This is a genomic window from Streptococcus parasanguinis (genome assembly GCF_047463195.1).
Classification (GTDB): domain Bacteria; phylum Bacillota; class Bacilli; order Lactobacillales; family Streptococcaceae; genus Streptococcus; species Streptococcus parasanguinis_R.
In genome coordinates, this window is record NZ_JASHEI010000015.1 from 1 (window position 1) to 21,322 (window position 21,322).

The 21,322-nt window shown below is 44.2% G+C and carries 19 protein-coding genes and 1 riboswitch; of the genes, 2 read left to right on the forward strand and 17 right to left on the reverse strand.

Annotated features, from left to right (window positions below; genetic code table 11):
- Positions 1-91: 91 nt before the first annotated feature.
- The 12 genes from rlmD to QM870_RS10045 all read right to left on the reverse strand — a co-directional run bounded on the left by rlmD (position 92) and on the right by QM870_RS10045 (position 12,269).
- Positions 92-1,447 carry a 23S rRNA (uracil(1939)-C(5))-methyltransferase RlmD gene (rlmD, locus tag QM870_RS09990; protein ID WP_414369470.1) on the reverse strand — a complete coding sequence of 452 codons (1,356 nt, stop codon included), beginning with the start codon at positions 1,445-1,447 and terminating at the stop codon, positions 92-94.
- A 62-nt stretch (positions 1,448-1,509) separates the two neighbouring features.
- Positions 1,510-2,823 carry an LCP family glycopolymer transferase gene (locus QM870_RS09995; RefSeq protein ID WP_414369471.1) on the reverse strand — a complete coding sequence of 438 codons (1,314 nt, stop codon included), beginning with the start codon at positions 2,821-2,823 and terminating at the stop codon, positions 1,510-1,512.
- Entirely contained in the window at positions 2,820-3,674 is an 855-nt protein-coding gene (gene pheA, locus QM870_RS10000) for a prephenate dehydratase (protein WP_414369472.1), read from the reverse strand. The genes QM870_RS09995 and pheA overlap by 4 nt, the downstream gene beginning before the upstream one ends.
- A complete protein-coding gene (locus QM870_RS10005; protein WP_287294315.1) occupies positions 3,665-4,150 on the reverse strand; it encodes a shikimate kinase in 486 nt (161 codons plus the stop codon). Before QM870_RS10005 ends, pheA begins: the two co-directional genes overlap by 10 nt.
- The gene (gene aroA / locus QM870_RS10010) at positions 4,143-5,426 is read right to left on the reverse strand and encodes a 3-phosphoshikimate 1-carboxyvinyltransferase (protein WP_371494500.1); all 1,284 of its coding nucleotides are present in this window, start codon (positions 5,424-5,426) and stop codon (positions 4,143-4,145) included. The genes QM870_RS10005 and aroA overlap by 8 nt, the downstream gene beginning before the upstream one ends.
- Before the next feature lie 172 nt (positions 5,427-5,598).
- Positions 5,599-5,937 carry a YlbF/YmcA family competence regulator gene (locus tag QM870_RS10015; protein WP_003014453.1) on the reverse strand — a complete coding sequence of 113 codons (339 nt, stop codon included), beginning with the start codon at positions 5,935-5,937 and terminating at the stop codon, positions 5,599-5,601.
- A 100-nt stretch (positions 5,938-6,037) separates the two neighbouring features.
- A complete protein-coding gene (locus tag QM870_RS10020) occupies positions 6,038-7,144 on the reverse strand; it encodes a prephenate dehydrogenase (protein WP_414369474.1) in 1,107 nt (368 codons plus the stop codon).
- Between the two features lie 16 nt (positions 7,145-7,160).
- Complete coding sequence (aroC, locus tag QM870_RS10025; protein ID WP_251457646.1) at positions 7,161-8,327, reverse strand: chorismate synthase; 1,167 nt, start codon at positions 8,325-8,327, stop codon at positions 7,161-7,163.
- Positions 8,328-8,333: 6 nt separating this feature from the next.
- Positions 8,334-9,407, reverse strand: coding sequence for a 3-dehydroquinate synthase (aroB, locus tag QM870_RS10030; protein ID WP_414369476.1), 1,074 nt, complete (start codon positions 9,405-9,407; stop codon positions 8,334-8,336).
- A gap of 162 nt (positions 9,408-9,569) precedes the next feature.
- Positions 9,570-10,442, reverse strand: a complete 873-nt coding sequence (locus QM870_RS10035; RefSeq protein WP_414348071.1) for a shikimate dehydrogenase — start codon at positions 10,440-10,442, stop codon at positions 9,570-9,572.
- Positions 10,432-11,109, reverse strand: a complete 678-nt coding sequence (gene aroD / locus QM870_RS10040; protein WP_003014374.1) for a type I 3-dehydroquinate dehydratase — start codon at positions 11,107-11,109, stop codon at positions 10,432-10,434. The genes QM870_RS10035 and aroD overlap by 11 nt, the downstream gene beginning before the upstream one ends.
- Complete coding sequence (locus tag QM870_RS10045) at positions 11,106-12,269, reverse strand: class I SAM-dependent rRNA methyltransferase (RefSeq protein WP_414369478.1); 1,164 nt, start codon at positions 12,267-12,269, stop codon at positions 11,106-11,108. Before QM870_RS10045 ends, aroD begins: the two co-directional genes overlap by 4 nt.
- 230 nt (positions 12,270-12,499) lie before the next feature.
- Between QM870_RS10045 and QM870_RS10050 the strand changes: the two genes are divergently transcribed.
- On the forward strand, positions 12,500-14,659 hold the full coding sequence (locus QM870_RS10050) for an LTA synthase family protein (protein ID WP_195487120.1): 2,160 nt from the start codon (positions 12,500-12,502) through the stop codon (positions 14,657-14,659).
- Positions 14,660-14,713: 54 nt separating this feature from the next.
- On the opposite strand, the gene pulA is transcribed toward QM870_RS10050, so the two are convergent.
- The 4 genes from pulA to QM870_RS10070 all read right to left on the reverse strand — a co-directional run bounded on the left by pulA (position 14,714) and on the right by QM870_RS10070 (position 20,614).
- Positions 14,714-17,011 (reverse strand): type I pullulanase, encoded by a 2,298-nt coding sequence (gene pulA / locus QM870_RS10055; RefSeq protein WP_414369479.1) that lies wholly within the window; start codon positions 17,009-17,011, stop codon positions 14,714-14,716.
- 77 nt (positions 17,012-17,088) lie between these two features.
- A complete protein-coding gene (locus tag QM870_RS10060; RefSeq protein WP_414369480.1) occupies positions 17,089-18,051 on the reverse strand; it encodes a diacylglycerol kinase family lipid kinase in 963 nt (320 codons plus the stop codon).
- Positions 18,052-18,060: 9 nt separating this feature from the next.
- Positions 18,061-20,019 (reverse strand): NAD-dependent DNA ligase LigA, encoded by a 1,959-nt coding sequence (gene ligA, locus QM870_RS10065; RefSeq protein WP_414369482.1) that lies wholly within the window; start codon positions 20,017-20,019, stop codon positions 18,061-18,063.
- An 85-nt stretch (positions 20,020-20,104) separates the two neighbouring features.
- Positions 20,105-20,614 carry a QueT transporter family protein gene (locus QM870_RS10070; protein ID WP_003006740.1) on the reverse strand — a complete coding sequence of 170 codons (510 nt, stop codon included), beginning with the start codon at positions 20,612-20,614 and terminating at the stop codon, positions 20,105-20,107.
- A riboswitch (PreQ1 riboswitch) is annotated at positions 20,612-20,718 on the reverse strand. (Overlaps the previous gene by 3 nt.)
- Before the next feature lie 28 nt (positions 20,719-20,746).
- Here QM870_RS10070 and QM870_RS10075 point away from each other — a divergent pair.
- Positions 20,747-21,190: a GtrA family protein gene (locus QM870_RS10075; RefSeq protein ID WP_049497318.1), complete on the forward strand. Its 444-nt coding sequence runs from the start codon at positions 20,747-20,749 to the stop codon at positions 21,188-21,190.
- 37 nt (positions 21,191-21,227) lie between these two features.
- On the opposite strand, the gene QM870_RS10080 is transcribed toward QM870_RS10075, so the two are convergent.
- The coding region (locus tag QM870_RS10080) for an IS3 family transposase (protein ID WP_301362698.1) at positions 21,228-21,322 on the reverse strand (95 nt) is incomplete at its 5' end.

A 21,322-nucleotide genomic window follows, 5' to 3' on the forward strand; every position in this document is an offset into this window, starting at 1 on the left:
GGTTCGCTATCTCCGTTCTGTCTGCGTGCTAGCACTTGTCAATCACGGACAGCTATCGCATGGGCGGAAGTAAATGCTAATCTTCGTCGTTTTACTCCTTGACTAGCAAACTTACCGCCTCAACATGATGCGTTTGCGGAAAAAGATCCACCGGCTGTACTTTCTTCAATTCATAGCCCAATTCTTGGTAGAGTTTGATATCACGCGCCATGGTCGCGACATTACAAGAGATATAGGCGATGCGGTCAGCTCCTGTTTGGGCACTTGCTTTGATAAAGCTTTCGGTCAAGCCCTTGCGTGGTGGGTCGACCAGGATGGCTGTTGGTTGGATGCCTTCCTTGAGCCAATTTTTCATAGCATTTTCAGCTGTGTCACAGACATAGTGGGCATTGGTGATGCCATTTAGACTAGCATTCTTCTGGCTATTTTCTACTGCTTCGGGGATGACTTCAACACCATAAACTTCCTTGACATGCTTGGCAACTGACAAGCCAATGGTCCCGATTCCGGAGTAGGCATCAATGACCACATCATCTTTACTTAACTCTGCAAAGTCAATGGCTGTCTGATAGAGCTTCTCTGCCATTTCGGTATTGACCTGATAAAAGGCTGGTCCAGAGATTTGGAAATCATTTCCCAACATTTGATCCGTAATATAGTCTTGACCATAAAGCGTACGCCATTCTTTCCCAAAAATGGCATTGGTATTCTGGTCATTGATATTCTGCATAACAGATTTGATGGCTGGGAATTGCTTGAGCAGCTCCTCGATCAACTGGTCCACACGGAAAATCTTGGGACGAGTGGTGACCAAAATGACCATGATTTGTCCAGAATGATGGCCTCGGCGGACCACAAGATTGCGAATCAAGCCTGATTGTTCCTTTTCATCATAAGGCTTGAGGTCAAACCGACGAATCAAATCCCGAAGAGCCAAGACCACTTGATCAATGACTGGATCTTGGATATAAAAGTCTTCAATCGGCATCAAATCATGAGAGTTCTTGCGAAAGAAGCCTGTCTCCACCTGACCATTGACACGACGAACAGGGACCTGGGCCTTGTTGCGGTATTGAACAGGGTGGTCCATCCCCAAGGTCAGGGGTACTTCGATATCAGAGATTCCTGCCATCTTGTAGAGGCTATCCTTGACCTGCTTGGCCTTGAATTTCAGCTGCTCAGGATAAGCTAGGTGGCCCAAGTCGGCAATACCGCTTCGCAAATAGGCTAGGTCTAGCTCTTCATTGCGGTGAGGGGATTTTTCCAGGTACTCCTCTACTTTTCCATAGCCGATCTTCTTGTTGACCTTGAGCACACGCATGCGGATGACTTCTCCAGGCAGGGCATTCTCCACAAAAAAGACCAGGCCATCGACCTTAGCCACTCCTGCTCCTTCGTGTGTCAAATCGACAATCTCAACGGTTACAATTTCATTTTTCTTTAACATGGTGTTCTATCTTTCTACAAATTAAAAGGGGTGGAGTCCAAAACTCCCATCCCCTTATTATATCATCTCAGTCCCATTTGGTACAATTTCTTTTTATAAGCGTCAAAATCGACCAGCAGGCCTTGGCCACCGTACATATCGTAGGAATCGACCCAATCCCCATTTTCTGGGATGGTCACTCGTTCAATTCCTTTTCCAGCACTTCCGACTAGTCCAAGTCCATTGGTCAATAGGAAAGAGAAAGGAACATTGGTAGACGTCATAGCAAAGACTTTCCCTAGGGCTTCTGATCCCGTAAAGAGTTTGGTTGGATCCTTGATCTGATGCATGATAGCGGACATGACCTCTTGCTGGCGACGGGTCCGACCAAAGTCTCCTTCATCATCCTTACGGAAACGCGAGTAATTGAGAAGGGTCCGGCCATCCATCCGTTGTTTTCCAACCTTGATGGTTTGCTGCGGAACGACACCGTCTTTCATGTTCAAATCATCTGGTACTTCTACTTCACTGACCTTTTCGCCATCAACCGTTGAAAATTGCGCATTCATCTCGACCCCATTTGGGAAGAGGGTATCGATTGCTGTCGCAAAGGTCTTAAAATCGACCATGGCGTAATATTGGATGTCAATGTCAAAATTGTCTTTGAGCATCTGACGCACCAATTCAGCTCCTTGGTTGTTATTTTGCTCCCCGATGGTGAAGGCAGTATTGAGCTTCTGGTCGTAGTAGCCATCATACTCTGGAATATTTTGCTGGCTAACACCATCGATATGGACCAATGTATCCCGCATGAAGCTGACCATCTTGATCTTGCCTTCTTTGTTATTGACATTGACCACCATGATGGAGTCTGTCCGGGTCTCATCTGACTTCTCACCGATCCGACCATCTGTCCCCAAGATCAGGATATTGACCCCATCTCGCGACTTCTTGCCGTTAAATTTCTCAACGACAGCTGGTTTGGCATCTGGACCTGTCGGCTTGCTGTTGAGGCCTTTCACAAACATGAAGACCATGCCACCGATAATGAGCAAGAAAAAGAGAGCAAGCCACTTGAGAATCCGTTTGACGCGAATCTTTTTCCGTGGTTTCTTAGGAGTATCGCTCGTCGCAGCAACTGCTTTCTTCTTAGACTTTTTGCTACGTGATTGGTAAACAGGGAGATCCCCAATTGGTTCAGCAATCTCACCTTGCACTTCTTCTGTAGCTTCTACCTCAGGTTGAAGGGCTTCTGCTTCTTCATAAGCTCCTTGGCTCTTCTTGAGCAGGTAATTGTATTCTAGTTGTTCTCGTTCATTCAAATAATGAAAATTTGAGTATAAGTACTCTAATCGCTTTCGCTCATGGTGAGATAGAAAGTTGGATTCGTTACTCATCTTTTCTCCATTCCGTTATCTTTTAAGGTATAGACCTGATACTGACCCAAGACTTTTGTCTGAATGCCCAAACTATCTAATTCTTGATAGGCAAATTGCAGAAGGTCAGGCGCTTCGTTTAGGAGGTCAATAATGAAAAAGTATTCTCCTAAAGCTGTTTTTAGGGGGCGACTTTCAATCTTGGTCAGATTGATCCCCCGCCACGCAAAAGTAGACAAGCCCTTATAGAGGGCTCCTGCTAAGTTACTTGGCAAGGTCAAAGCCAAGCTAACTTTTTGAAGGACTGGACTTAAAGTTTCTGAGATCGCTGGCTCTGTTGCCCCTAAAATCCAAAAGCGTGTATAATTGTCCTCGATTTCTTGGATGTCTTTGGCCTGGACTTCCAAGCCATACTCACTGGCTGCTGCCAGAGGGGCAATCGCTGCAATTTCCAAGTCCGGATGCTCTGCTACATAACGAGCCGCATAGGCTGTTGAAGCCGTCATTTCCATGGCCACATCCGGATAATGGGCCCTTAGAAAAGCCTTCCCTTGGGCCAAGGCCTGTGGATGCGAATAGACCGTTCGAATGGGGCGGTCTTTTTTAGCCACCAAGAGCTGTTGCTTGATGGGATAGACCACTTCTGCAACGGCCTGGATGGTCCCTTGATGAAAGAGGTAATCAAGGGTCTCATGGACACTGCCTTCAATCGAGTTTTCAACTGGGACGACTGCAAAATCGATCTCTTGATTCTCATAAGCCTTAATGACATCTGTGATCGTCCGATAGGCGATGCGTTCAGAAGTTGGAAAACTATGTATCGCCACATCATGGGTAAAAGATCCCTTGGGACCAAGATAGCCTACAAGCATCGAATGATCTCCGCAATTTCTTCAGGTGTTTTGTCCTCGACATCCACAATATGGGTAGCAATATCCTCATACAAAGGCAAACGACCATCAAAAATCTTCTTAAATTCTTCTTTTGTGTTGTTTAAAAAGAGGGGGCGTTGCATGGCTTTGTCATTTTGAATTCGTCTGTACAAGGTTTCAAAATCTACCCGCAGATAAATGTTGTGAGGATTTTTTTCCAAGAGCGCGCGGTTATGAGGGTTGACGACAATCCCACCTCCAGGAGAAATAATGGCTGCTTCATTTTCCAATAAACGCTCCAGCATTTCAGCCTCGCGACGACGAAAGGCAGCTTCTCCTTCCACTGCGAAATAGTCATTGATTGACATACCGATCTCTTCAACAATTAATTCATCCATATCATGGAACTTTGGATCAAGAATGCGACCAACGGTCGTTTTACCTGTTCCCATAAAACCAAGTAAAATTTTAGCCATGCAGTAAGGTCTCCAAATCTTCAAAAAAACTAGGGTAACTGGTGTTAATGGCCTCTGCCCGATCCAGCATCACATTTCCTTCACTCACCAATAAGGCAGCAATGGCAGCCATCATCCCAATTCGGTGGTCTCCAAAGGTCTCTAAATCAGCTCCATGTAGAGGTGTCGGTCCAGTGATGACCATGCCGTCTTCCGTTGGCACGACAGTGGCTCCCATGGCATTGAGGCTATCTGCTACGACCTGGATGCGATCCGTTTCTTTCACACGAAGCTCCTCAGCATCCGCAATCACGGTCTGACCATTTGCCTGTGTCGCTAGTAAAGCAATAATCGGCAATTCATCAATCAAGCGTGGAATCAACTCCCCATCAATCCGAATCCCTTTTAAGGACGAAGTCTTAACAGTGAGACTTGCAGAGACCGCTTTTTCATCGCGATCCTCAATGGTGAGATCTCCCCCCATTTCTTGTATCACATCGAGAATCCCTGTCCGCGTTTGGTTGATGCCAACATTTTCAATCTTGATCACACTATCTGGCAGAATGAGGCCAGCCACTAACCAAAAGGCTGCACTGGAAATATCTCCAGGAACGATGACTTCTTGACCTTGGAACTCTTGTCCACCTTGGATGCAGATGGTTTTTCCGTCTACCTGGATTTCTCCGCCAAATTGGCGAATCATATCCTCCGTATGGTCACGCGTCTTTTCTTTCTCGATAATCCTCGATTCGCCCTCAGCCTGTAGAGCAGCAAAAATGAGAGCTGACTTGACTTGAGCCGATGCCACTGGCAAACGGTAATGAATGGGTTGAAGCTGATGGGTGCCTTTTTCATGTAAAGGCGGGCAATCGCGCTCTCCCTGACCAGCAATCTCTACCCCCATCTGACGCAGTGGAATCGCGACACGATCCATGGGCCGTTTGGAAAGGCTGTCGTCTCCAACCATGGTCACTGCAAAATCCTGACCTGCTAGTACACCTGAGATCAAACGAATAGACGTTCCTGAATTGCCCATATCAAGGGGAACCGTCGGAGCTTGAAGACCTTGAAAGCCTACTCCTTGAATCCGAATCACATCCCCATCATCTTGGATAGAAACTCCCAAGTCTCGAAACACCTGGATGGTAGAAAGCACATCTTCGCCTCGCAAGATATCATAGACCTTGGTTTCGCCCTTTGCAAGACTTCCAAAAATAATGGATCGGTGACTGATGGATTTGTCACCAGGGACTCGAATGGTTCCCTTTAGACCCTTGCTATTGGTTCTTAATTTCATTGCCATCTCCAGAGTGCTTTTCCACATATTCTATCATAAATAGGACATGAATTCAATTTTTGATCAAAAATTTGGAACAAAAAACGAATGTTTCCTAGCTTTTTTTGAGCCTCTTTTCTTCTAGTGGCGAACGAAAATACCAGAGTCGAAATGACAACTCTGGTAGTGGTTCTTATTTGTATAAATCTTGAATCGGCTCAAAGATGATCTTTTCAAGATCTGCAAGATAAATAGACAATTGCTGTTGTTTAGTGAAAAATTCATTCACAATCGGACTTGCTTGGATTTTTTCCATATAGTCCTTCATTTCTTGTTGCACAGCTTCTGTTGGAAGTTGACCGGATTGCATCAAGCCTTGCAGTTGATTTTGGAAAGCGACGTATTCGTCAAACAGCGTTTTCGCTTCTGGATTTGCTTCGATCGCTTGCTTGCTTTCTACGACAGCCTTATATTCAGGAAGGTCTCGCAGGGTCCGAGAGAGTTCGTTTGCTACATCATAAATATTTGCCATTTTCTAGGCTCCTTTACTGATAAGATACTTCTATTATACTGCTTTTCCTTCAATATTCCTAAAATGAAGCAGGTATTTTGACGCAAATCCTTCTTTAGACCTAGCGAGCAAGGACAGTATAAGACGTCGCCTGGCTGATCAATGTTTGAGCTCGCTCCTGATCCTCTGCATTTTTAAAGGTCATCTGCAAAATCCCGTGGATATCCTCCCGATTTTCTTCATTGATGTGAATATTGACCAAGGAAATCCCTTGTAAGAGTTGTAAGATTTCGAGGATCACACCTTCCTTATCGGGGACATCGATAAAGAGATCATAGGCACTATCGCGTCCAGCACGCTGATGGATTTGCATTTCTTTTCGGTGCTTCCGCCCTTTTTGGAAAAATGACCAAATGGCCTCTTCGTTATCTGCTTGAATGGTCTCAGCCACTTGATCCAAACGATCTTTGAAATCTGCAATCCGCTCTAATATCGCTTGAGGGTTGGACATGAGAATAGAGGTCCACATGCCTGGCTCACTTTCCGCAATCCGTGTCATATCCCGAAAGCCACCAGCCGCAAAACGACGGGTCATTTCATGCTCTTCCCCATAAGCTACAGCCTGCTCGACCAGAGTCGAGGCTAAAATATGAGGAAAATGGCTGATCTGGGAAGTCACCCGATCGTGTTCCTCGGCGTCGATTTCAATAAATCGAGATCCCAATCCACTCAGAAGCTCTTTCAACTCTTCCATGGCACCCCCTGTCGTCAAGCTGGAAGGGGTAAAAATATAATAAGCATTCTCAAATAAGGTGGCATCTGCTGCTGCAGCACCTGTCTTATGACTACCAGCCATGGGGTGGCCTCCCACAAAGCGTACATCCTTATCTGTAAACACTTTTTCAGCTTGTGCGACAATTTCTGCCTTGGTAGAGCCTGCATCTGTCACCAGTACCCGGTCTTTCAAATGCAAGCTAGCTAAGGTTTCTAAGTAAGACTTGGTTTGCTTGATGGGAAGGGCCAAAATAATGATATCTGCTAAAGGGGCAAAGGCTGCGAAATCATCCGTCACCTGATCCACCATTCCTCTTTCAAGAGCGATGGTTCGAGAGACTTCACTACGATTATAACCAAGAATCGTCACGTTTGGGTGGGCTCTCTTTATCCCTAGCGCGAGGGATGCCCCAATCAAGCCCAAGCCTGCAATATAAACAACTTTCTTCTCCAAAGGAAAACTCTTTCTCTTAAAAATTCTTCGTAAAATCCCGGTGCTTGGCAACGGCTTCTTTCAATTCTTCCAAGTTATCGGAAGAGAATTTTTCAAGCACTTCTGTAGCAAGGACTGTTGCGACCACTGCTTCCATTACCACACCTGCAGCTGGTAGAGCCGTTGGGTCGCTGCGCTCAACCGTTGCCTTATATGGCTCATGAGTTTCAATATCCACACTCATCAAGGGTTTGTAGAGGGTCGGAATAGGCTTCATGACACCACGAACCAGAATGGGCTCACCATTGGTCATGCCCCCTTCAAAACCACCAAGATTATTGGTGCGACGGGTATAGCCAGTGTCCTGAGACCAGATGATTTCATCCATGACTTGACTACCTTTTAGGCGACCTGCGTCAAAACCAAGGCCAAACTCCACTCCCTTAAAGGCATTGATAGAGACCACCCCTTGAGCGATTTTGGCATCCAATTTCTTGTCCCATTGCACATAGGATCCTAGTCCAACAGGCACACCGCCAACCAAGGTTTCCACAATTCCCCCGATGGTATCACCATCTTTTTTCACTTGGTCAATGTAGGCCTTAACAGCTTCTTCTTGTTCTGGCACAACGATCGAAACTTCCGACTTCGCTGCCTTTTCCTTGATTTCTGAAACGGTTAGATTCTCGGGAATTGCAATCTCGATTCCCCCAAAATTAACAATGTGGCTGGCCACTTCAACGCCGATTTCTTCTAAAATCCGTTTAGCAACTGCACCAACGGCTACACGCATGGTCGTCTCACGAGCAGAAGAACGCTCTAAGGAGTTACGGAGATCATCAAAACGGTATTTCATCCCTCCGACTAGGTCGGCATGACCAGGACGTGGCTTGGTGATCTTACGTAGATTTTTCTTTTTCTCTTCGACCGGTGCTACATTCATGATCTCCAGCCATTTTTGGTGATCCAGATTGGTCACGTTCAGAGTAATCGGGCCTCCCATGGTCAAGCCATGACGGACCCCTGATGTGATCTCGACACGGTCACTCTCGATTTTCATCCGAGCACCGCGACCATAGCCACCTTGTCGACGTTTGAGCTCTTTATTAATATCCTCTTCAGATAAAGGAAGGCCTGCCGGAACCCCCTCGATGATGGCTGTTAGTCGAGGTCCATGGGACTCTCCTGCTGTTAAATATCTCATACGACCTTATTCCTTTCTTTCTAAAAAGTCCTTCATTTCTTGAAGAGGGATTTGATGAATCGCTGCTTGCCCCAACTCTGGAACAATCACCAATTTCAAGCTGGTCCCACGCGCTTTTTTGTCATGAGTCAAGGCTTGATAAAGGGCTTCTTTATCCCAGTTCTCATAGGTCACCGGAAGGCCAAATTTCCGGCACATTTCTTCGATTTTTTGAGCGATTCCCTTTGGCATCAGGCCCTTTTCTTCTGCAACTTGGGAGAGCTGCACCATGCCCATACTAACGGCTTCCCCATGCATAACCTGTCCATAACCAGCTGTCGCTTCAATGGCATGCCCGATGGTATGACCAAAATTGAGATACAGTCGAATACCATTGTCCAACTCATCTGCCACCACATGGTCTCGCTTCACCAGGCAAGAATGAGAAATGATGCTCTCTGCATGCTCTAAAATACTCTCCACAGAACCATCCATGCCTTCCAATTCTTCCCAAAGTTCAGTATCTTGGATGAGACCGTACTTGATGACTTCGCCCATCCCCTCGATCAATTCACGTTGCCCCAACGTGCTCAACACTTCAGGATCAATAAACACACCATCTGGTTGAGCAAAGGTCCCTACCATGTTTTTAGCAAGTGTTGTGTTGACTCCCGTCTTTCCCCCGATAGAAGAATCCACCTGAGCGGTCAAGCTAGTCGGGATCTGAACAAAGGAAATTCCCCGCATATAGGTCGAGGCAGCAAAACCAGCCAAATCACCAACTACGCCACCCCCAAGAGCAACGATTCCATCACTGCGCGTCATGCCCTGGGTAGCTAGAAAGTCATAAACTTTTGAAACAGTGGTTAGATTCTTACTGGCTTCCCCTTGAAGAAACTCAAAGCGCACCACTTGAAAACCAGCTTTCTCAAGGCTCTTCTCTACGATAGAGGCATATAGCTTAGCCACGCGGTTATCGGAAATAATGGCGACTTTTTTATCGCCCCAAAGAGTGCGCAACCAGTCTCCAACCTGGTTGAGAACACCTCTTTCAATCACAATATCATAGGAATGTCCTGGAATAGGTACCGATACGTTCATAGGAATCTCCTTCACGTTTTTCTTTGATTCTATCTTATCATGAAATAGGGCACATGTCTCAATCAAAATAAAAAAGAGACTAGAGCAAGACTGTTTTTTAAAAAATCAGGTCTTGTTCTAATCTCATAAAGCTTTTTCAATAGGAAAAGGTAAACCCCTCTCTTAGTCACATACAAATTGGCGATATTCTGTTGTCAATGCTTCCCATACAGACTCTGTAGGAAATACTTTCCCAGTCATTAATTCAAAGGCTGCTTCAGCTTGATAAAAGAGCATTCCCAGCCCATTTACCCTCTGGTTTCCTTGATTCACTGCTAATTGCAGAAAGGGGGTCACTGCCGGATAGTAGGCCATCTCTACGATTAAGGCATGTAGGGGAAAGGTCAAGTAACTCGCTATCGGAAGAGAATGACCATCCATGCCTACACCAGTGGCATTTAAGATGAGATCGGCTTGATTAAAGGAGCTTTGAACGTCTTCATTTTTCTCAATCGCATACAATTCTATCAAGAAATCAAAGGCATCTTCTAGCAACTGAACCTTGGAACGATAATGAACCAATCTCTCCTCTCTCACAAAGACAAGGATACGTTTCACACCTAGATGAATGGCCTGTGCAATAATCGCTAAAGCTGCACCACCTGCACCTAGGAGAACCATTGTTTTTCCCTTAATAGAGAAAGCAGGAGGTAAACTACGAAAGAAACCAATTCCATCCGTATTATAACCTTTAAGCTTGCCAGCACGGTGAACAATGGTATTGACAGAGCCGATCTTTAGGGCCATCTCATCCACTTCATCTAGATAAGGAAAGACCTTCTGCTTATAGGGCATGGAGATATTGGCTCCAATCATATCCAACTTACGAATTTGGCTGATGGTGCTTTCTAAGTCTTCTTCAGCAATATCCCAAGCTAGATAAGCAGCATTGGTCGCTGTTAATTCATAGGCTAGATTATGAATGAAAGGAGAGATACTATGACGAATGGGATGGGCAATGACCGCTGCCATCCGAGTATATCCGTCAATCTTCATTCAATAACTCCCGAATTCTTCTCATATTTTCAAGAGGAATTTGACCTGGGGCACTTTCATCTCCGACTCTAGCATAAGACCAGGAAGAACCTGTCAAATCAGCTGTCAAGCGCGAAATCTTCCCGACTTTGCCCATGGAAATCGTTACATATTCTTGCTCAGGGTTCAGTGTCTTGAAACCACGCGTATAATTCATCAAGTCAAGAACATCTTGTTCATTGTGGGCCATGACAGATACTTTGACTAATTTTGGAGAAAAGCTGGTCAATTCCGATAAGATCTCCATCATATTTTCCGGAGTTTCTTGGAAGTTATGGTAGCTGAGAACAAGATTTGAAAATTCCAACATCTCTTCAAAGACTTCACGGTGACTATAATACTCGAAATCGATATAATCCGGATGATAGATGGATTGAATATCTTTCAGGATTCCAACATATTCCTCGTTGGTCAGCTCCATCTCTCCACCTTCAGCTCGAGTCCGCAAGGTGAATAAAATCTCGCGTCCAGCAAATTTCTCAAAAACTGCAGGAGCGACGGTTAAGATCTCGCTTTTTTCTAAAAAGTCCGCACGCCACTCAATAACATCTGCATCCTCGTAACGCGAACTATCTAGTTGTTGCGCCTCTTCTAAGGAGCGAGGCATAATCGAAACAACTAACTTCATACATCCACCCTAATCGTAAATACTTTTAAGTAATTACTACTTTCTTCTTTCTTGTTCCATCGAAAATCTCCCGGAAGTCCGTATTCCGCTAGATAGCGATGCTTACGGCCTTGAAATCCCTTTTCGATTTGTTTTTTAAATTTATCTTTGGTCACATTTGCCGCATTGGTACTGAGAATCAAGGTCCCACCTGGATTTAAAATCTCAAGAGCCTCGCTGACCAATCGATGATAATCTTTAGCGACTGAAAATGTCCGTTTTTTATTCCGCGCAAAGCTAGGCGGATCGAGCACGATCACATCATAGCTTAGGTCATGGCGTTTGGCATATTTGTAATAGTCAAAGACATCCATCACGACAAAACGATGAGCATCCAGCGCCAAGCCATTTGCCACAAAATGCGCTTCTGATAATTCTCTACTTCTCTTAGCCAGATCGACCGATGTTGTCTCAACTGCTCCACCCATGGCAGCTGCAACAGAAAAAGCAGCTGTATAAGAGAACATATTGAGCAAGGACTTACCAGCAGCAAGCCCCTCAACTAAACTTCCTCGGACTTCATGCTGGTCCAAAAAGATCCCCGTCATCAAGCCATCATTGAGAAAGACTTGGTAAGAGACCCCATTCTCAAGAATCAAAAATTCTTGCGGAGCTTCTTCTCCATAGACATGAGCCGATTCATAGTCCAAGCCTTTAAAGCGAATCTTTTCATAGCCGCCTCGGACTTCTGGAAAAGCTTCTTGAAAAGCCTCTAGAATGGTTTCCTTGATCTGAAATACGAAGGGATTGTACCAAGAAAAGACAACAAACTCACCATATAAGTCAACCGTGAAACCACCAAAACCATCTCCCTCTTGGTTAAAGAGACGAAAGGCTGTCGTCGTTTCATCCGCATAATAAGAACGACGGTATTGCTTAGCTTTGACGAAAAGCTTTTTAAAAAAGTCTTGATCAAAAGCGACCAACTCTTGTGAAACAAACCATCCAATCCCTTTATTTTGTTCAGATAAGTATCCGACCCCGAGGGATTGTCCATCTCCTGAAAGCAATTGAACCGCTTGATCAAAAGCGGGAAGTGAGTCAAAATCTTGCTTTTCAAGAAGAGATTGTCCTTGTTTAATTTTTGTTGCGACTTGGCGACTGACCGTGAGTTTTTTCATACCCTCTATTATAGCAAAAGTCTGCAGTTTTCACAAAGAGAGGCTTTATTTACTGGAACTTTTTTTACCATTTTATCCTAGTTCTCATCATTTAGCTTCAAATGATATAAAATGCCGGATCTTTCCTATTTCTTTCCTCTCCTTTACAGTCATTTTTTTCTTTCTACATAAAATTGTGGTATACTTGTATATGAAAATTTTTAGGAAATAAGACAAGGAAGTAACATTTTGTGAAAAAAATTACGAATTCGATACTCAATTTCATGAGTACCAGACTAGGATTTGTCTTGACCCTTCTGTTGCTCTACTGGTTCAAAACCATGTGGGCCTATTCAGTTGATTTTAATTTAGACATTCAAGGACCCTATCAGATTTTTCTAGCAGTGATCAACCCACTGCCGATCAGTTTGCTCTTCATCGGTCTAGCACTCTATATCAAACGAACCAAGCTCTTTTATAGTTTGGCCTTTGGGATCTACCTTCTCTTATTTATTTGGTTGATTTCTAACTCCATCTATTATCGAGAATTTACAGACTTCGTAACGGTCAATACCATGTTGGCTTCCAGCAAGGTTTCTGCTGGCCTCGGAGCTGCTGCTTTAGAATTGTTCCGCCCTTGGGATGTGATCTACATTCTAGATTTCCCTATTCTAGCTTTCTTCTTCTTTAAGAAATGGATTCGAATGGACAATCGTCCCTTCAATAAACGAGCTAGTTTTGCGGTTACCTCTTTATCGGCCATGCTCTTTTCGGCCAACCTTTTCCTCGCAGAAATTGACCGACCTGAGCTCCTGACTCGTGGGTTCTCAAACTACTATGTTGTTCGTGCCTTGGGTCTTCCTGCTTTTCTAGGATACAGCGCTAATCAAACTTATGTTGCAAACAAAGAGCGTTCCAAAGCATCTGAGGCAGATCTAAAACCGGTTGAAGAATATATCCAACAGCATTATGCCAAAGCTAATCCTGAATACTTCGGAATGGCCAAAGGCCGTAATGTCATCTACATTCACTTGGAAAGTTTCCAACAATTCTTGATCGATTACAAGTTGAAAGTAGACGATAAAGAATATGAAGTGACGCCTTTCTTAAATTCCCTCTATCATTCGAAGGAAACCTTTGCCTTTTCGAATGTCTTTAACCAAGTCAAGGCAGGGAAAACGTCTGATGCTGAGACCATGATTGAAACTGGGCTCTTTGGACTCAACCAAGGTTCCTTTATGGTGAACTATGGTGGAACCAATACCCAACAGGCCGCACCATTTATTCTTTCGAAAAATGGTTACAACTCTAGCGCTGTTTTCCACGGGAATGCTGGAAGTTTCTGGAACCGAAATACTGCCTATAAACAATGGGGCTACAATTACTTCTTTGATGCCAGCTACTTCACCAAACAAAACAGCAGCAACTCCTTCCAGTATGGTCTCAATGACAAATACATGCTCAAAGATTCCATCAAATACCTCGAGAGATTGCAACAGCCTTTCTATACGAAGTTCATTACGGTTTCCAACCACTACCCTTATACGACTAGCTTGTCAGGAGATGATCTTGGCTTCCCTCTTGCTAAGACACAAGACGAAACCATCAATGGCTATTTTGCGACCGCTAACTACCTAGATTCTTCGATCAAAGCCTTCTTTGATTACCTGAAAGAATCTGGTCTTTACAAAAATTCCATCATCGTTCTCTATGGGGACCACTACGGAATTTCAAACTCTCGTAACCCAGCTCTTGCTCCTCTACTTGGTAAGAACTCTGAAACGTGGTCAAGCTATGACAATGCCATGTTGCAACGCGTACCTTATATGGTAGTCGTTCCAGGTATGGATAAGGGTGGCATCATTGATACCTATGGTGGTGAGATCGATATGCTCCCAACCTTAGAACATTTGCTGGGCATTGAGTCCAACAAATTTCTCCAAGTTGGTCAAGATATGCTCTCACCAGAACATGATCAAATCGTAGCCTTCCGCTCCGCTAACTACTTTGTAACTCCTGAGTATACGAGCTATAGTGGCCGGACCTATTACACAAAAACAGGTGAGGAAATCACTAATCCTGATGAAAAAACCAAGGAAGAACTGGACAAGATCAGGGAAGCTGCTAACCTTCAATTGAAGATTAGCGATAGCATCCAGACCGGTGACCTCCTTCGCTTCTTCAAGGGCAATGATCTTGGAAAAGTCAATCCAGAAGATTATTCCTACACCAATTCCTTCAAGGCATTGAAGAAGATTGAAAAGGAAAAAGGTGACAAATCAACCAGCCTTTATAACCAACGTGGCAACCAGTCCACCGTTGATCTCTTCAAAGCACCAACTTATAAAGAATTGCACCCAGAAGACGATAGTTCTTCCTCAACAGAGACCAGTAGCAGTTCTTCTAAATAAAAAGAATCCCTGAGTTTAAAAACTCAGGGATTTTATGATTTCTTTAAAAAGAACTTAGTCTAGGACTTCAAAAACAGAAGCTGTTAAATTCTCCACGTAGAATGGTCGTTTATGACGACTATTCCCAACCATCAATTTCAATTTATTTGAATTTTGGAGGTAGTAAGGAAGTCCGCTGGCGTTGAAGATGACCAAGTACTTCTTGTCTCCTGTTAATTCATAGATGACAAGGCCACTGGTATCAGTTGCAGATTGAATAAAGACTTGTTGGTAGATTTTATCATAGCTTTCAAGCCCTAAGACAGGAAGACTTGTCTTCAAGGCGATCAAGCTTCGGATATAGGCAATTGATTCCTTGTTCTGACTGACCAGATCCCAGTTGACCTGATTCACAAAATCTGGAGCATTGTAGGAATTCATGGCCCGTTCACGATCCAAAGGTGTGATTTCTCCATCAGGACCTGTCGCTACCAATTTGGTCCGCATAAACTCTTGACCCAATTGCATGAAGGCCATGCCCTGAAAGAGCAGATTCATGGCCGTAGCCAACTCTGAGCGCTTGACCAATCCTGCTACTTCTACATTCGGATGAAGGGTCTGAAGCAAGTCATAGAGATTATAATTATCATGAGCCTCCACATAATTCAAGACCTGATTGGGACTTAAATAATTGCCAAGCTCTGCACTACCTAGAACAGCACGGGCAACGATATTCTCCGTCGATTTTCGGCTGACAAAGCCACGTTTGATGGAACCATAAACCTCAGCCCCTTTAATGGCATCGCGCTCCGTATCATTAAAGAATCCAATTCTTGGCAATTGCGCTGCATTGTCCTTCTTAGCCTTGTCCTCTGGGGCGAGACCTGTTCCCATGTCCCAACCTTCTCCGTAAAGAAGAATCCGAGGATCCAGAGCGTCCATTGCCTCCCGAATAGCATTCATTGTCCTTACATCGTGAATCCCCATCAAATCAAAGCGGAAGCCATCGATCTGGTACTCTTTGACCCAATGCGTGAGGGAATCAATCATGTACTTGCGGTACATTTCATGCTCACTAGCCGTTTCATTCCCAACACCTGTTCCATTTTGGAAGCGACCATCTGGCTCCATCCGGTAATAATAATCGGGCACTGTATTTTGGAAAGGACCATGTTCGGTCGAATAGATATGATTGTAGACCACATCCAAGACCACAGAAATTCCTGCCTCATGATAAGCCCGGATCATGGTTTTGAGCTCTTTCATGGTTTGTTTCGGATTGGATGGATCCGTTGAAAAGCTAGTTTCTGGTGCAGAATAATTCTGAACGTCGTAGCCCCAATTGTAGGTCACCTGGCCTTCATCGTCGTACTGTTTAAAGCGATCAGAAATCGGCTGCAGTTGCACGACATTGACCCCTAACTGACGGATATAATCAAAGGCAGTTGCATCGCCATGGCTATTGACGGTTCCTTCTTGGCAAGCCCCCAGATAGGTTCCACGCAGGACTTCGTCTACACCTGATGTCGGTGACTTGGTCAAATCCCGAAGGTGCATCTCATAAATCACTGCTTGACAAGGATTGTCCAAACGCCAAGGAGTCGCATCGGCTCCTTTTTTAGGACCCCAATCAAACTGACGATCTGCTCTTGAAAGAATGGCAGAGCGCATCCCGTCCGCTGTCGTTGCAATACTATAAGGATCGCGCGTTACTTGAGTATGGTGTTCAAAATGCACACGATATTGATAGGCCATGCCACTTAAATTTCCTAGAAAATCTAAAATCCAAACACCATGGGTATTTTCTGGGTGGTAGCTAGACTCTTGTTTGCCACGCGTCATCGGAATACTCTTCCAAACAGGTGCATCCAGCTCAGTTGATTGATAAAGCAACAATTCAACTTTCTTAGCCGTTGGTGCCCATAGTTTAAAGCAATGCTCCCCTTCTTCCTCCCGATGACCGAGCCAGCCTTGATACGCCCATTTAGCATCAAACTCTCTAGGGTGCATCGCCATATCATAGGCATGAGGCTGACGATGGCTGTATGCATGACTCGTCAAAGCAGCTTGCAAAGAATAATAGACTGTATCGTCTCCATCAAGAATCCACACTTCTCGAACATGCCCTTCTGGTAAAAGTTCGATTTCAAAGTCCCGGGTCTTAGTGAGCCAATCCCCTTCTTTAACCAGGACATGGCCCCGGTTCAAGGTATCCTCACTCTCGTATACCAGATTTCCCTCTACTCCAAAATAATCCAACTTGGAGAAAGAGACTGATTTTCCTTCTACTTGATCCTGCCACTGCCACATATCATAGGCAAAATAATTTCCTTTTTGCTTATGAAAATGAAGCTTTACATGGTATTGTCGCATAACATTTTCCTATTTCCAATTTAATACCGAAGGAACCATCCGCTTGTAAAACACGTACATGACTCCAACTATTGTTTTTACTCTTCAGATGGGTGAACCAAAGCATCGTTGTTGATTTCATCAATATTTGCAAAGAATTCCAAGTGATTATGGAAGACTTCCAATTCAACCGGCGTATCTCCCCCGTATTCCCCATCTAGATTGATGCGGAATGGTTGAGCATTTTTCCCTAGCATTTCGATCGTCAACTTCTTGGTCTTGAGATATTCTACATTTTCATCGTGCACATGCTTGCCTCCATTAATGGCCTGAATCATCAGGGACAACATGTTAAAGAGCTTAGCAGTTTTTACGATAATCAAGGTAAAGTTCCCATCATCAAGCTTAGCATCTGGCGCGACACTTTCAAAACCAGCAATCGAGTTGGTCAAGGCTACAAAAATCATAGACGCTGGCCCTTCAAAGACACCATTGTCGTGCTCAATCCGCACCTTTCGAGCCTTGTTTCGTGGCAACATTTTAGCAGCTTCTGCCACATAGGCAAAGTAACCCAAGCGAGATTTAACACTACTTGGAACACTGAAGGTCAATTCTGTCATGGTTCCTGCTGCAGCAATATTGATGAAATACTTACTACCATAGGCACGACCAATATCCATCTGAATGGTTTGATTTTTTTCAATAATGCGAGCAGCCGCCACAGGATCGCCCATCGGGATCTTCAAGGCACGCGCATAGTCATTGGTGGTACCGGTCGGGATGAAGGCCATCTGCGGACGATGTTCAAGTCCTGCAACCCCATTGACCACTTCGTTAATCGTACCATCTCCACCAGCGGCAATGATTAAATCAAAACCGGCTTTAGCGGCTCTTTCTGCTTCATTTTGGGCAGAAAATGGTTCTGGAGTCGTTTGATAGGCGCTGGTTTCATAGCCCACGTCTTCCAATACGTCTAAGACTTCCGCAATATTTTTCTTGATAATTTCTTGCCCAGAGGTCGGATTATAAATTAAACGGGCTTTTTTGATTCGTTCTACCATAAAGATCCTCTATAAACTTTCAAGCCAGGCCTCATCTTCTACCTGGATTCCTAATTCTTGTGCTTTGGTTAATTTGCTACCAGCGTCACTACCTGCTACGACCAAATCTGTTTTTTTAGAAACAGAACCAGTTACCTTAGCTCCTAGACTTTCTAATTTTGCCTTGGCTTCTGAACGTGTGAGGCGTTCTAGCTTCCCAGTCAAAACGACTGTCATTCCTGATAGGGCTGCATCAGCAGCGACTTTCTCACCAAGATAAGCCAGATTGACGCCAGCTTCTTTAAGCTCTTGCAATAGGCGCTTGGATCCTTCTTGCGCGAAATAACGCTTGAGGCTTTCAGCCACGACCATACCGAGACTGTCAATGCTGGCAATTCGTTCTGGATCAGTTGTAGCCAATTGATCGAGGTCATGGAATTCTTGGAGCAAGATTTGACTAACCTTGCTACCGACATGGCGGATCCCCAAACCAAAGAGTAATTTCTCAGCTGAATTCTCTTTTGAAGCTTGAATGGCTTCATAGAGTTTTTCAGCAGATTTTTCTTTAAAGCCTTCCAAGGTCAATAGATCATCGACTGTAAGACGATAGATCCCAGCTACATCCTCTACCAACTGAGCTGCGAAGAGTTTCTCCACAACAGCTGGACCCAAGCCAGTGATATTCATAGCATCCCGACTGGCAAAGTGGTTCAATCCTTCCTTAATCTGTGCTGGACAGAGCGGATTGATACAGCGAAGGGCTACCTCATCCTCAAAATGAAGCAACTCACTCTGGCAGCTCGGACAATGAGTTGGAACGGCTAATGCTTGATCAGAGACTCGCTTATCTTTGACAACACGCAAGACCGCAGGAATGATATCACCCGCCTTGTAGACGATGACGGTATCATCCTGATGAATATCCTTTTCAGCAATATAGTCCACATTGTGCAAGGTTGCCCTGCTAACAGTGGTTCCGGCTAGCTGGACTGGAGTTAAATTGGCAGTTGGCGTCACAACACCGGTTCGTCCAACGGTCCAATCCACTGATAAGATTTTCGCTTCTTTTTCTTCAGCTGGAAACTTATAGGCGACAGCCCATTTAGGAGCTTTTACGGTAAAGCCTAGTTCTTCTTGAACAGCTAGATCATTGACCTTGATGACGATCCCATCGATATCGTAGGGAAGATCCTCTCGAAGCTGAGCTACTTTTTGGATGAAGTCCCAAATTTGCTCCATATCCTCAGCCAGCACTCGCTCTTGGTTCACGACAAACCCTAAGCGGGCTAATTTCTGAAGCACGCCTTCCTGACTGCTTTGATCCGTCGGACTCACTTCTTGATACAAGAAGGTTGCGAGATTTCGCTTGGCCACGATTTTCGTATCCAATTGGCGAAGCGTTCCTGCAGCAGCATTCCGTGGATTAGCAAACTCCGGCTCGCCGTTTTCTTGACGGATCTGATTGACCCGATCAAAGGAAGCCCGTGGCATGTAGCACTCGCCTCGAACTGTAATGTTCACTGGCTCTGGTAACACCAAAGGAATATCCTTGACCCGCTTGAGGTTCTCTGTAATATCCTCACCGACAGAACCATCCCCACGTGTCGCTCCTGTTACAAGGACACCATTTTCATAGGTGAGGGAAATGGACAAGCCATCGATTTTCAGCTCACATACATAGCTGATAGAAGGAAATTCCTTACGGACACGCTGATCAAAGGCTTCTAATTCTTCACGCGAAAAAGCATCCTGCAAACTATAAAGGGGATACTGGTGCTGGTATTTGGTAAAACCTTTTAAAACCACCCCACCTACACGGTGAGTTGGACTCTCTGGTAAGATCTCATCAGGATGAGCGGTTTCTAGTTCCACCAACTCCCGATATAATTGATCATATTCACTATCTGAAACAGATGGAGCGTCTTTTGTGTAATACTCGTAAGCATATCGATTGAGTAATTCCACTAATTCTTTCATTCTGGTTTTCATGTTCTTATTTTATCATAAAATCTTAATTTAGCCTTGAATTTACTGCATTCTTAGCATTAAAAAAAGGAGCCAAAGCTCCCTTTTCTTATTTTGTAAAATCGATCCGTTTAGAAAGTTGATTGATCACAATCGCTCCAAAAATCAAGGATGCGAATTCACCCAATCCCATAGTCAACCAGTTATAGAAGAATGGTTGGCCTTGAAGGTAGTATAGTTCCAAGGCAATCGTAAACATGGAGATGGAAAAGAAAATCGCAAACAAGAAATGGTCCAAGCGAATAAGACCGTCAAACAAGAACTTGTTTTTGAATCGACCAAATAGAATGAGTCCAAGTCCTAAGAAGACAAAGGTTGAACCTCCACCGACAAAGACATCGATCCATCCAAAACTAAATAAGTTAGCAATCATACAACCAAGCGTCACCGCAATCAAGTACTTCTTATTGTAAAAAGCTAAGAAATTCATCATTTCCGAAACACGGAATTGATAGCCATAGTAGGCCATAGCGTTGAGAGGTGGGGTAATGGTCAATACGATATAAATCGCAGCAACAATGGCAATTTGTGCCATATCACGAGCAGTTAACTGTTTCATTTATTCTCCTTTAGCGGTTTTTCCGCGTGTAATATGCTTGGCGAAAGGATCTTAAGCACCAAGGGTTGAAGGTTTGATTTCTTCAACCTTTCAAGTATAGCATATTTTAAGGTTTTATGGTAGACTGAATTTATGAAAACACTAATTAAAAAATTTTTTGATAATGAGATTTTATCCTATCTCTTTTTTGGGGTTGCCACAACCATTGTTTCCGTTGGAACCCGCCTCTTCATCTATCAAGTGTCTCGTGATGAACGATTAGCGACCGCAATTGGAAACATTGCCGGGATCCTCTTTGCCTTTGCAACCAATGATACCATTGTCTTTAAACAAGAAAGAAAGGGCTGGTTTCAGCGCTTGATCCGATTTGCAATTGCGCGATCTGGGACCTTTATACTGGACATGGCCTTGACTGAGATTTTTGTCAAGCAGTTCCCAGGAATTATCGGTCAATTCGTCCACAATAACAAGAGCCAGATCAATCTAATCGAAACCCTCTTTGCACAAGTGGCCATTGTAGTCCTCAATTATGTCTTTAGTAAACTCTTTGTCTTTAAAAATAAAAACAAGGCTTGAAACGATTGTACTGACCCCAAAAAGTTAGACAAATAATTTAAGTTAAGGATTTAGTCCTGTATTGCACAGGACTAAGTCCTTTTAGTTTTACCTTAATTCGTTTGTTGTTGTAATAGTCAATATAGTTTACAA